Here is an 11984-nt window from a genome sequence, read left to right as displayed (position 1 = left end):
ATGACAACGATTGATCCAAATTTATTGTTAACAAATGTTCAAAACAGGAAAACAACAGGTAACTCAAGCTTGGGAAAAGATGAGTTTTTAAAAATACTAATGACTCAATTACAAAATCAAGACCCTTTAAATCCGATGGAAGATAAAGAATTCATCGCACAGATGGCACAGTTTTCAACCCTTGAACAAACGACTAATATGGCAAGTACGCTAGAGAAATTCATTAATCTCCAATCAGGAGATTCGTTACTAAAATATTCCGAAATGATTGGGAAAAACATTGAATGGAAAAGTGATGCAGAATCAGGTTCTGGCATTATAAAATCCATTAAGAAAACTGAAGCTGGAATTATGTTGGAGCTTGAAAGTGGCAAAGAAATTAATAGCAGTCTTGTAACTAAAGTTAGTAAATTAGAAGAATAATAGGTTTAACAGTGTTATGAAAATAAATATAAATCACATAAATCAATATCAGCCACATAATGACTTCACTAAATGTGGACAGCAAAAAATATCATTTAAACATTTACTGAGCGATAATCTTCACGATACGAATATCCAGCTGAAGATTAGCAAACACGCTCAAGAGAGATTAACTCAAAGAGACATTGTCCTCTCTGATGATGATTGGGCCTCTATTAAAGAAAAAGTTAACGAGGCACGATTAAAAGGGGTTAATGATTCACTTGTTTTGGTCAATGATGCAGCACTAATTATAAATGCGCAAAATAGTACAGTTATTACTGCGCTTGATAGGGAAGAAGCTAAATCTCAATTATTCACGAACATTACAGGTGCTATTATTATGGATTAACCGGCTGGACCGCAATGCGGAAGCTGCTAGTTGTGAACTGACAGAAGCAACTAAAAAATATTATTTATTTAAAGGGAGAGAAATATATATGTTACGTTCATTATATTCAGGAATCAGTGGGATGAAAAATTTCCAAACAAAATTAGATGTAATTGGTAATAATATTGCTAACGTAAATACGTATGGCTTTAAGAAATCACGTACAACTTTTTCTGATATATTTAGTCAGCAGGTAACAGGTGCTAACGGTGCAAATGGCGGGAGAGCTGGAACAAATGCCAAAGAAGTCGGCTTAGGTTCTCAATTAGCTTCAATTGATACGATTCATACGACGGGTTCCACACAGATGACTTCAAGAACTTTGGACCTTTCACTTAATGGTGATGGAATGTTTGTAGTTGGTACTATCAAAAACGCTGCTGCAGTCAACATTGATACAGATGGACAAACTGGAAATAATAAAATAACAGGAAATAATATAGATGATGCAATCGATTTAAATTATACAAGAGCAGGTAACTTTTACTTAGATGATAAAGGGTATTTAGTTACTGCAGAAGGGATGTATGTAATAGGTGCTGCAGCTGAAAAGACTGCTACAGGTTTTGGAACAGCTCCTAGTAATGACGCTGGTCTAATCCAAGTTCCATTAGATGCACAAAGTTTTAGCATTGGACCAAATGGAACTGTCGAATTTGTCAACGCTGCTGGTGAATTAAATGTTGCAGGTCAAATTAGAGTTGTTAACTTTGCTAATGAAGGTGGATTAGTTAAGGCGGGGGGAAATCTTTATAGAGAATCCAATAACTCTGGAACTGTTGATAAAAATAATGATGGTGTTCAACTAGGCGAACTATCTATTGCGGGTCAAGACGGAACAGCTTCAATCATTTCAGGTGCACTTGAAATGTCCAACGTTGATTTAGCAGAAGAATTCACAGACATGATTGTAGCACAACGTGGATTCCAGTCTAATACAAAAATTATTACAACATCAGATGAAGTATTACAAGAATTAATGGGACTAAAACGTTAATAAGGGGGCATGAGGCTGGCTGAATGAAGATCATTCAGACAGTCAGTCTCACTAGTTAAATGATACAGCTAACGAAATTAAATGGAAAAGTGTTCTCATTGAATGCACTTTATATCGAAGTTATTGAGTCATTTCCAGATACTACAATTACCTTAACGAATGGTCATAAATATGTTGTTAAAGAGCCAGAGCAAGAAGTTATTGATAAGATGACTTTATTTTATAGAAATATAAATGTTCTGTCCGTAAGTAAAGGCTCGGAGGTTTTGGAACATGAATAAGAAATTACTTAGTATTATGCTTGTCATTATTGTATCAATAACACTAATTGGTGTTACTGCACTCGTCGTTGTTATGAAATTTATGGGAGAAGATGAACCGAAAGTACCTACTGCGAAAGAGATTGTAGAGGCATCAGTAGACATTCCTGAGATAACTACAAATATATCCAGTGGAAATATAGTACGGTTGTCATTTAAAATTGAAACAGATTCAACGAAAGCAAAAGAAGAGTTAGCGCAACGGGAATTTCAAGTTCGTGACTTAATTATTGCTGAGTTAGCAAACATGACAGCGGATGAGTTAAATGGTAATGAAGGTATGAATAAACTGAAAGAATCAATTAAAGAGAAGACTAATAAATTAATGCAAGAAGGCAAGGTCAATAAGGTATATACCACTTCCTATATCCTTCAATAACATAGAAAATAGCTAGGAGGTGAGAACTTTGGCTGGTGATATATTATCACAAAATGAAATTGATGCCTTGCTGTCTGCGATATCAACTGGTGAGATGGACGCGGACGAGCTGAAAAAAGAAGAGTCTAGTAAAAAAGTGAAGGTTTATGATTTTAAACGGGCACTTCGATTTTCTAAAGACCAAATCCGAAGTTTAACGCGGATACATGATAATTTTGCAAGATTATTGACAACTTATTTTTCTGCTCAGTTAAGAACCTATATACAAATTACATTAGGATCAGTCGATCAATTACCATATGAAGAATTTATTCGTTCAATCCCAAAAATGACTGTTCTTAATGTGTTTGAAATGAGACCATTAGAAGGCAGAGTATTAATGGAAGTAAACCCTAATATAGCATACGCTATGATGGATCGAATTATGGGTGGAATAGGTTCAAATATGAATAAAATTGATAACTTGACAGAGATCGAAACGAAGATTATTTCCAATATTTTTGAAAAATCACTCGATAATTATCAGGAAGCATGGGATTCAATTGTTGAGATTGAACCATTCATGGAAGAGTTTGAAGTTAATCCCCAGTTTTTACAAATGGTATCACCTAATGAAACAGTTGTTGTTATTTCATTAAATATACAAGTTGGTGAAACAAGTGGGATGATTAACCTATGTATTCCACATGTTGTCTTAGAACCAATTATTCCAAGACTATCTGTTCATTATTGGATGCAATCAGACCGAAAAGAGCCAAAGCCTGATGAGATTGATGCTCTTAAGAAACATATTAAGTTAGCAGACATCCCAATTTCTGCTGAACTAGGATCCTCTGAGTTGTCGATTCAAGAGTTCCTTCAGTTGCAAATTGGTGACGTCATTCAATTAGAACGCTCCATCGATCAACCATTAGTGGTTAAAATAGGTGATAAGCCAAAGTTTACTGGACAACCAGGAAAATTAAACAAAAAATTAGCGGTTCAAATTATTGACCACTTATCAAGAGGTGACGAGGATGGTGAGTAATGACATGTTATCTCAGGATGAAATAGATGCTCTATTAAAAGGAGCAGGAAGTGATGACAGCGATACTCCTGAAGGAAAAACGGAAGATGAAAAGTTAAATATTAGAGATTATTTCAGTGAAATGGAAGAAGATGCAATAGGAGAGATAGGAAATATCTCCTTTGGTAGTTCGGCTACAGCTTTATCCACACTATTGCAGCAAAAGGTAGAGATTACGACTCCTAGTGTATCTGTTGTACAAAAGAGTAAGCTTGGTGACCAGTTTCAGCATCCATATGTTGCGATTGAAGTCAATTATACAGAAGGTTTCTCAGGTAGCAATCTATTAGTGATTAAACAAAGCGATGCAGCAATTATTGCTGATTTGATGATTGGTGGTGACGGAACAAATCCTGATGAAATGCTCGGTGAGATTCAAGTAAGTGCTGTTCAAGAAGCAATGAATCAAATGATGGGTTCTGCAGCAACATCAATGTCGACAGTATTTAATAAGAAAGTTGATATTTCACCTCCGAGCGTTGAATTACTAGATGCCAATGATATGGAAGATGCAAAAACAATTCCTGATGAGGATTTGTTCGTTCAAGTTTCATTTCGATTAAAAATTGGGATACTCATCGACTCAAATATCATGCAACTACTACCACTACACTTTGCGAAAAAATTAATTGATGAGTTGATAAATCCACAAGAAGAAGTTGCCGTTACAGCTGAAGCGGTTAAAGAGGTTGTTCCAGAACATGTTGAAAATGTTGTACAGCAGCATTATCAAGAGCCTTCACAAATGCACGGTGGCCAACAACAATCACAACAATATGCTCAGCAACCAAGTAATTCATCTTATCATGGTCAAACTCAACAACAAGCTAATTATGGTAGACAACAATCACAACCAACTGTAAATGTTAAACCTGCAGATTTTGCAGCATTTGAGCCAGTACAATATCAGCAACAGGATATTCAAAATCTCGATATGCTACTTGATATACCTTTAAAAGTAACCGTAGAACTTGGTAGAACAAAGCGTTCTGTTAAAGAAATATTAGAACTATCATCAGGTTCAATTATTGAACTGGATAAACTTGCCGGTGAGCCTGTTGATATCCTAGTTAATAGCAAAATTGTTGCAAAAGGTGAAGTAGTCGTTATAGATGAGAACTTTGGTGTTCGAGTGACAGATATTGTTAGTCAAACAGAGCGGTTAAATAAGTTAAAATAAATATAGATAAATAAATTATTATAAGTATTAGGAGTGGGAAACTATGGCACACAAGATTATGATCGTTGACGATGCGGCATTTATGAGAATGATGATTAAAGACATTTTAACAAAGAATGGTTATGAAGTAGTAGCAGAAGCAGCAGATGGTGCACAAGCAGTTGAGAAATACAAAGAGCACCAACCAGATTTAGTGACAATGGACATTACAATGCCTGAAATGGACGGGATTGCTGCACTTAAGGAAATAAAAAATATTAACCCTAATGCAAAAATCATCATGTGTTCAGCAATGGGGCAGCAGGCTATGGTTATTGATGCTATCCAAGCTGGTGCTAAAGATTTTATCGTGAAACCTTTCCAAGCTGACCGTGTATTAGAGGCGATTGGGAAAACATTAAGTTAAAAGGTGGAGTGAAATTGCTTCTAAGAAGATATTCCTTCATAATTGTATCCTTTTTATTCATATTCCTTTCTCCGCAAGCTTCTCAAGTAGTACTTGCGGAGGAATCAATGAACGATAGTGTTTGGCAAAATTTGAATAAAGAAGAGCAATCAAATATACAAAAGGAAAATGATAATATAGAAAACAGCGCTGAAACCGAAACTGAGGAAGATAAACAAAATCATGTAGAAAATGAGTCATTAGGTGTCACTGTTTTTGACTTCATGAAGATGTTTGTAGCCTTGGCATTTGTTCTTGCTTTAGTTTATTTCTTATTAAAGTTTGTGACTAAGAGGAATCGCTTCATTAATCAGGGACAAGCAATTGTGAATCTAGGTGGAACAAGCCTTGGACAAAACAAGTCTATCCAAATGGTGAAAGTTGGAGAACGAGTTTTAGTTGTTGGGGTTGGCGAGTCCATTTCTCTACTAAAGGAAATTGACGATGAGCATGAAAGAATTGAATTTATCAAATCCCATGAACTAAAACAGGAACAAATGGTCGCTCCAAAGGATTTAATGAAAAAAGTTACAACAATGCTTAACGCAAATCATAATAGACAAAATCATTCCCAAAAAACGAAAAGTATTCCCTTTTCAAAAGCTTTTAATGAGCAGTTAGAAAATCTCAAGAAAGAGAGAACAAAACAGTTAGATGATGTGAAAAGAAGGGGTTTAGACAAGAATGAATGAATTTATGGAGTTTTTTAATAATAGTGACGCAGAGAGTGTAAGTACTTCTGTAAGATTGCTATTATTACTTACAGTGCTATCCATTGCCCCTAGTATATTAATATTAATGACTAGTTTCACCCGAATTATTATCGTTCTTTCTTTCGTTAGAACTTCACTTGCAACTCAATCAATGCCGCCAAACCAAGTGCTAATCGGCATTGCAATGTTCTTAACGTTCTTTATTATGGCACCAACATTTTCTGAAGTTAATGAACAGGCATTAACGCCTTTATTTAATGAGGAAATAAACTTAGAAGAGGCATATGACCGTGCAGCAGTTCCATTTAAAGAATTTATGAGCAAACATACAAGGCATAAAGACTTGGCCTTATTTTTAAATTATGCAGGAATTGAGAATCCGTCTTCGATTGAAGACATTCCATTAACTGCACTTGTTCCAGCGTTTGCGATTAGTGAAATTAAGACTGCTTTTCAAATAGGTTTTATGATTTTTATTCCTTTTTTAGTTATCGATATGGTTGTAGCAAGTGTCCTCATGTCGATGGGGATGATGATGCTACCTCCTGTTATGATCTCGTTACCATTTAAAATACTACTATTTGTATTAGTTGATGGTTGGTATTTAATTATAAAGTCATTATTACAAAGTTTTTAGAATGGGTGTGAATAATGAGTTCAGAATTTGTTATATCACTAGCAGAAAAAGCAGTTTATACTGTATTAATTATATGTGGTCCATTATTACTGTTAGCATTAGTCATCGGGCTGGTCGTTAGTATTTTTCAAGCGACAACTCAAATTCAAGAACAAACATTAGCATTTATACCAAAAATAGTTGCTGTTTTACTTGGTTTGATTTTCTTTGGTCCATGGATGCTTACAACATTAGTTTCTTATGCACAAGATATTTTTGGGAATTTGAATAGGTTTGTTGGATAAATATGACGATACTAGATAATTTTCCTGCATTTTTGTTAGTTTTCATGAGGGTAAGTGCCTTTTTTGTAACATTACCTTTATTTTCATACCGAAATATTCCAAATATCTTCAAAATTGGTTTTTCATTTTTTTTAGCATGGATTATGCTATTAACATTGGATCCTCCAGTCATTCCTATCGATGGTAACTTCTTTTTACTCATTTTAAAAGAGGCATTCATCGGTTTAGCGATCGGATTTATAGCATATCTCATTCTGGCTGCTGTACAAATCGCAGGTAGTTTTATTGATTTCCAAATGGGTTTTGCGATTGCAAATGTAATTGACCCTCAAACAGGAACGCAAAGTCCATTAATTGGTCAATTTTTATATACATTCGCTTTATTCTTAATGATTAGTCTTAATGCGCATCATCTATTACTTGATGGTGTTTATTATAGCTATCAATTTATGCCTATAGATGCCTTTTTATCGTTAGAAAATGAGAACATTGCGAAATTTATTATACAGTCTTTTAATTCTATGTTTATTATTGCTTTCCAAATGTCGATTCCTGTCGTCGGGTCGCTATTTTTAGTTGATATAGCACTAGGCATTGTTGCAAGAACTGTACCTCAGTTAAATATCTTTGTAGTTGGTTTACCATTAAAAATTGGTGTTAGTTTCATCATGCTCATCTTCGTGATGGGTGGTTTATTCGTGTTGATGCAACACCTGTTTGAAACGATGACAATTACAATGAGGGGCCTTATGGAATTGTTTGGAGGGGTAGGTAATGGAATGGATTAAATTAGATTTACAGTTTTTCTCCGGTGAAAAAACGGAGAAAGCAACACCGAAGAAAAAACAAGATTCCAGGAAAAAGGGTCAGGTCGCTAAAAGTGCAGATGTAAATACCGCATTATCACTTTTAACTATTTTCCTTTCCTTTTTATTTATCGGTGCATTTATGAAAGATAAACTCCTGCTCTTAATGACTGGTATGTTTCAAGATTATTTATTAATGGATATTACGGACGAGAACATTCAAGATTTATTTATCACTTTAGCATATCAAGCAGGTATGATTCTTGCTCCGATTATGGGTGTTGCCTTAGTGGCAGGTGTTGTTAGCAATTATATGCAGGTAGGTTTTTTATTCTCCACAGAGGCAATCCAAATGAAGTTAAATAAACTTGACCCGATAAAGGGCTTTAAAAGAATTTATTCTATGAGAGCAATTGTGGAATTGTTAAAATCACTTTTAAAAATATCTTTTGTAGGTTTTGTCACCTTTTTTGTCCTATGGCTAGATATTGATAGTATTTTACGTTTATCGCAACTGACAGTAGAGCAATCTTTTCGCTTTATTGCTTCACTTACTGTTAAAATGGGGCTATTTGCTTCAGGGGCTTTACTTTTTCTATCTTTATTAGACTATCTTTATCAACGATACGATTATGAAAAAAACTTAAGAATGTCAAAGCAAGATATTAAAGATGAACATAAGAAGTCCGAAGGGGACCCTTTAATAAAATCGAAAATCAAGCAAAAGCAAAGAGAGATGGCGATGCGTAGAATGATGCAAGATGTTCCAACTGCTGATGTTGTCATAACAAATCCAACTCACTATGCGATTGCTTTAAAATATGATGAAACAAAAATGGATGCACCCTTTGTTGTTGCAATGGGTGTTGACTTAGTTGCCCAAAAAATTAAACAAATAGCAAAAGATAATGAAGTGATGACGGTAGAAAACCGGCCACTAGCAAGGGCACTTTATGCGCAAGTTGATATTGGACAAGCAGTACCAGAGGAGTTCTTTCAAGCAGTGGCGGAGATTATTGCATATGTCTATCAATCTAAATCGATTATTTAGTACGAATGATTGAATATCTTAAGTGTTAATAGAAATAAGTGCGGACTTGATTTTAAGGAGAGGTAAAAATATGAAAGCAAGAGATTTATCAGTTTTACTTAGTGTTATTTTAATTATTGCCATGCTTATCATTCCATTTCCAGGATGGTTGCTAAGCTTTTTGATTATTATCAATATTTCTCTTGCATTGTTAGTAATCCTTACATCAATGAATATGAGTGAACCGTTACAATTTTCAATTTTTCCTTCCTTAATATTATTATTAACATTATTTAGATTAGGGCTAAATGTATCAACAACACGTGCAATATTAGCTGAAGGTGATGCAGGAAAGGTTGTTGAAACGTTCGGTACATTCGTAACCGGTGGAAATGTATTAGTAGGTATGGTTGTATTTATCATATTAATTATCATTCAATTCGTTGTTATAACAAAAGGTTCTGAGCGTGTTTCTGAAGTAGCTGCGAGGTTCACTCTAGATGCGATGCCAGGGAAACAGATGAGTATTGATGCGGATTTGAATGCAGGTATGATTTCTGAGCAACAAGCTAGAGAACGCCGTGAAAAGGTAGCGAACGAAGCGGATTTTTATGGTGCAATGGACGGAGCTAGTAAATTCGTTAAAGGTGACGCGATTGCAGGGATTATTATGGTATTAATTAATATCATATTTGGAATCATAATTGGGATGATGCAAAAAGGACTTTCAATTGGTGAGGCTGCTTCACTTTACACAACACTTACAGTTGGGGATGGGATAGTGAGCCAAATACCAGCCCTATTAATTTCTACAGCAACAGGTATTGTTGTGACAAGAGCGGCTTCCGAAGGAAATTTAGGATCAGATATTACATCACAGTTGTTTGCTTTCCCAAAGATGCTGTACGTAGCAGGTGGTACGATCTTTTTGCTAGGAATATTCACACCAATTGGACTATTATTAACTTTACCAATTGCTGGGTTATTAGCATTTGGAGGGTACATGATTTCTAAATCTAAGGATACACCTGCACAAGACGAGGAAGAAGTTGAACAAGAAATTGAAATGGATGAGATGAAGAGTCCGGAAAGTGTTGTCAACTTATTAAATATTGACCCAATCGAATTTGAATTTGGATATGGATTAATTCCGTTAGCAGATACAAATCAAGGTGGAGACCTTCTCGATCGCGTTGTCATGATTAGACGACAACTTGCAATTGAATTTGGTATCGTCATTCCAGTTGTGAGAATACGTGATAACATTCAACTACAGCCAAATGAGTACCGCTTAAAAATAAAAGGTAATGAAGTAGCAAAAGGTGAAATCTTACTAGACCATTATTTAGCAATGGCACCAGGAATAGAGGAAGATTCAATAGAAGGTATTGATACTGTAGAACCATCTTTCGGTCTCCCTGCAAAATGGATAACAGAGGAAACGAAAGATACAGCTGAAATGTTTGGCTATACAGTTGTTGATCCACCTTCTGTTGTCTCGACACATATTACAGAAGTGATAAAACAAAATGCACATGAATTATTGGGAAGACAAGAAACGAAACAATTAATTGATCACTTGAAGGAATCATATCCAATTCTTGTGGAAGAAGTTACTCCAACACCATTAAGTATCGGTGATATTCAAAAGGTTCTTGCAAAACTTTTACGTGAAAAAGTTTCGATTCGTAATTTACCGATTATTTTTGAAACATTAGCTGACTTTGGAAAAATGACAGCTGATACAGAGCTCTTAGGGGAATATGTAAGACAAGCTTTGGCAAAACAAATAACAACACAATACGTTGATCAAGACCAGCTATTGAAGGTCGTAACATTATCCGGGAAAGTAGAAAAAATGATTGCAGAAGGTGTTCAACAAACTGAGCATGGAAATTACTTGTCATTGAGCCCGGAGATATCTCAAGCTATTATTGAAGCGATAGCAAAAGAAGTAGAGAGTCTGTCCTTACAACAGCAAACACCGATTTTATTATGTTCACCTGCTGTTCGCATGTATGTAAGACAACTAACAGATAGGTATTTCCCACAAGTACCGATATTATCTTATAATGAACTAGAAGCAAATGTTGAAGTACAGAGTGTTGGAGTGGTGAATGTAGAATGAAGGTAAAAAAATTTGTCGCACCATCTATGCAAGAAGCAATGAAAAAAATCAGAACTGAGATGGGAAATGACGCAGTTATATTAAATTCTAAGGTAATTAATACTGGAGGATTTCTAGGTTTATTTACGAAGAAAAAAATTGAAGTTATTGCTGCAATTGACCCAGATATGCCAGTAGATGATAAAAAAATGTCTAGACCTTCTTATACTAGTAAAGCCAAACAACACGAACTAGAGAGAATAGATGCAACACAATCAAAAGGGTCAATTCAGACGAACGAAATAAATCCATATTTATTAGCAGAAGTGAAAGAACTAAAAAGCTTAATTCAATCAATGTCAAATCAGGAACAAATTAGTTTATATCCTGAACCATTAAAAAGATTATTAGAAAAGATGACGAAGCAGGAAATCAATGTATCTCTAAGAAATCAGGCAATGTCAGAACTTTTAGCTTTTTGGTATCAACAAAATGAAAATCCTAGTACGGAACAACTAGAGGATAAACAAAGAGAATACTTTGAATCCCAGCTTAGCGATTTATCCTTCGGAGGAATTACTTATCAAAAAAAATATATAAATGTTATTGGTCCTACAGGAGTAGGTAAAACAACAACATTAGCAAAGCTAGCAGCTGAATGCGTTATTCAAAAAAAGAAAAAGGTAGCTTTTATTACAACTGACACATACCGAATTGCTGCAATAGACCAATTAAAAACGTATGCAAAAATATTAAATATCCCAATAGAGGTTTGTTATAATCTTGAAGATTTTAAACAAGCGAAGCAAAAATTGCATTCTTACGATTATATCTTAATTGACACTGCTGGAAGAAACTTTTTAGAGTCCCAATATGTAACAGACTTGCAAAAAATCATCGATTTCAATGAGGATATGGAAACATTTCTTGTGTTAGCAGCAACTGCGAAGTCAACTGATATGTTAGCTGTTTATAAGCAGTTTTCCATTATCCCTATAGATAAGTTAATCATAACAAAGCTAGATGAAACGGCTACGAGAGGTCCTTTATTTGATGTGATGATTCAAACGAAAAAAGGCATCGCTTATACAACACATGGTCAAAATGTTCCAGATGACATCGAGGAATCTACGAGAAAACATATTGTCGAACAGATATTGAGGTAGT

The 11984-nt window shown here is 34.9% G+C and carries 15 protein-coding genes; all 15 read left to right on the top strand.

The features are described 5' to 3' along the window. Window positions 1–423 (top strand): flagellar hook assembly protein FlgD, encoded by a 423-nt coding sequence (gene flgD, locus J2S19_RS08330; protein WP_307339963.1) that lies wholly within the window; start codon window positions 1–3, stop codon window positions 421–423. Between the two features lie 16 nt (window positions 424–439). Further along, a complete protein-coding gene (locus J2S19_RS08325) occupies window positions 440–814 on the top strand; it encodes a TIGR02530 family flagellar biosynthesis protein (RefSeq protein WP_307339960.1) in 375 nt (124 codons plus the stop codon). 88 nt (window positions 815–902) lie between these two features. After that, the gene (gene flgG, locus J2S19_RS08320; protein ID WP_307339957.1) at window positions 903–1850 is read left to right on the top strand and encodes a flagellar basal body rod protein FlgG; all 948 of its coding nucleotides are present in this window, start codon (window positions 903–905) and stop codon (window positions 1848–1850) included. Between the two features lie 59 nt (window positions 1851–1909). After that, on the top strand, window positions 1910–2131 hold the full coding sequence (locus J2S19_RS08315; RefSeq protein ID WP_307339955.1) for a flagellar FlbD family protein: 222 nt from the start codon (window positions 1910–1912) through the stop codon (window positions 2129–2131). Then, window positions 2124–2549, top strand: coding sequence for a flagellar basal body-associated protein FliL (gene fliL, locus J2S19_RS08310; RefSeq protein ID WP_307339952.1), 426 nt, complete (start codon window positions 2124–2126; stop codon window positions 2547–2549). Before J2S19_RS08315 ends, fliL begins: the two co-directional genes overlap by 8 nt. A 28-nt stretch (window positions 2550–2577) precedes the next feature. Next, a complete protein-coding gene (gene fliM, locus J2S19_RS08305; protein ID WP_307339949.1) occupies window positions 2578–3576 on the top strand; it encodes a flagellar motor switch protein FliM in 999 nt (332 codons plus the stop codon). After that, window positions 3566–4795, top strand: a complete 1230-nt coding sequence (fliY, locus tag J2S19_RS08300; protein ID WP_307339946.1) for a flagellar motor switch phosphatase FliY — start codon at window positions 3566–3568, stop codon at window positions 4793–4795. The genes fliM and fliY overlap by 11 nt, the downstream gene beginning before the upstream one ends. A 43-nt stretch (window positions 4796–4838) precedes the next feature. Next, window positions 4839–5201, top strand: coding sequence for a chemotaxis protein CheY (cheY, locus tag J2S19_RS08295; RefSeq protein ID WP_307339943.1), 363 nt, complete (start codon window positions 4839–4841; stop codon window positions 5199–5201). A 107-nt stretch (window positions 5202–5308) separates the two neighbouring features. Further along, window positions 5309–5932: a flagellar biosynthetic protein FliO gene (locus J2S19_RS08290; RefSeq protein WP_307339940.1), complete on the top strand. Its 624-nt coding sequence runs from the start codon at window positions 5309–5311 to the stop codon at window positions 5930–5932. Beyond that, window positions 5925–6590: a flagellar type III secretion system pore protein FliP gene (fliP, locus tag J2S19_RS08285; RefSeq protein ID WP_307339938.1), complete on the top strand. Its 666-nt coding sequence runs from the start codon at window positions 5925–5927 to the stop codon at window positions 6588–6590. Before J2S19_RS08290 ends, fliP begins: the two co-directional genes overlap by 8 nt. A gap of 14 nt (window positions 6591–6604) precedes the next feature. Continuing rightward, on the top strand, window positions 6605–6874 hold the full coding sequence (fliQ, locus tag J2S19_RS08280) for a flagellar biosynthesis protein FliQ (RefSeq protein ID WP_307339933.1): 270 nt from the start codon (window positions 6605–6607) through the stop codon (window positions 6872–6874). 2 nt (window positions 6875–6876) lie between these two features. After that, complete coding sequence (gene fliR / locus J2S19_RS08275) at window positions 6877–7662, top strand: flagellar biosynthetic protein FliR (RefSeq protein WP_307339930.1); 786 nt, start codon at window positions 6877–6879, stop codon at window positions 7660–7662. After that, window positions 7649–8731 carry a flagellar biosynthesis protein FlhB gene (gene flhB / locus J2S19_RS08270; protein WP_307339929.1) on the top strand — a complete coding sequence of 361 codons (1083 nt, stop codon included), beginning with the start codon at window positions 7649–7651 and terminating at the stop codon, window positions 8729–8731. The genes fliR and flhB overlap by 14 nt, the downstream gene beginning before the upstream one ends. 70 nt (window positions 8732–8801) lie before the next feature. After that, window positions 8802–10838 carry a flagellar biosynthesis protein FlhA gene (gene flhA, locus J2S19_RS08265; RefSeq protein ID WP_307339926.1) on the top strand — a complete coding sequence of 679 codons (2037 nt, stop codon included), beginning with the start codon at window positions 8802–8804 and terminating at the stop codon, window positions 10836–10838. Then, window positions 10835–11983 carry a flagellar biosynthesis GTPase FlhF gene (gene flhF / locus J2S19_RS08260; RefSeq protein ID WP_307339922.1) on the top strand — a complete coding sequence of 383 codons (1149 nt, stop codon included), beginning with the start codon at window positions 10835–10837 and terminating at the stop codon, window positions 11981–11983. Before flhA ends, flhF begins: the two co-directional genes overlap by 4 nt. The last annotated feature ends 1 nt before the right edge of the window (window position 11984 follow it).

Origin of the sequence: Metabacillus malikii, from assembly GCF_030813355.1 — a bacterium.
Taxonomy (GTDB): Bacteria; Bacillota; Bacilli; order Bacillales; family Bacillaceae; genus Metabacillus; species Metabacillus malikii.
The sequence above is the reverse complement of the archived record's forward strand: the minus strand, read 5'-3'. Positions and strand labels throughout refer to the sequence as shown.

Bases quoted from the DNA above. Each gene is read 5' to 3' on its own strand.
- flgD (WP_307339963.1), top strand. From the start codon at position 1: ATGACAACGATTGATCCAAATTTATTGTTAACAAATGTTCAAAACAGG.
- J2S19_RS08325 (WP_307339960.1), top strand. From the start codon at position 440: ATGAAAATAAATATAAATCACATAAATCAATATCAGCCACATAATGAC.
- flgG (WP_307339957.1), top strand. From the start codon at position 903: ATGTTACGTTCATTATATTCAGGAATCAGTGGGATGAAAAATTTCCAA.
- J2S19_RS08315 (WP_307339955.1), top strand. From the start codon at position 1,910: ATGATACAGCTAACGAAATTAAATGGAAAAGTGTTCTCATTGAATGCA.
- fliL (WP_307339952.1), top strand. From the start codon at position 2,124: ATGAATAAGAAATTACTTAGTATTATGCTTGTCATTATTGTATCAATA.
- fliY (WP_307339946.1), top strand. From the start codon at position 3,566: ATGGTGAGTAATGACATGTTATCTCAGGATGAAATAGATGCTCTATTA.
- cheY (WP_307339943.1), top strand. From the start codon at position 4,839: ATGGCACACAAGATTATGATCGTTGACGATGCGGCATTTATGAGAATG.
- J2S19_RS08290 (WP_307339940.1), top strand. From the start codon at position 5,309: ATGAACGATAGTGTTTGGCAAAATTTGAATAAAGAAGAGCAATCAAAT.
- fliP (WP_307339938.1), top strand. From the start codon at position 5,925: ATGAATGAATTTATGGAGTTTTTTAATAATAGTGACGCAGAGAGTGTA.
- fliQ (WP_307339933.1), top strand. From the start codon at position 6,605: ATGAGTTCAGAATTTGTTATATCACTAGCAGAAAAAGCAGTTTATACT.
- fliR (WP_307339930.1), top strand. From the start codon at position 6,877: ATGACGATACTAGATAATTTTCCTGCATTTTTGTTAGTTTTCATGAGG.
- flhB (WP_307339929.1), top strand. From the start codon at position 7,649: ATGGAATGGATTAAATTAGATTTACAGTTTTTCTCCGGTGAAAAAACG.
- flhA (WP_307339926.1), top strand. From the start codon at position 8,802: ATGAAAGCAAGAGATTTATCAGTTTTACTTAGTGTTATTTTAATTATT.
- flhF (WP_307339922.1), top strand. From the start codon at position 10,835: ATGAAGGTAAAAAAATTTGTCGCACCATCTATGCAAGAAGCAATGAAA.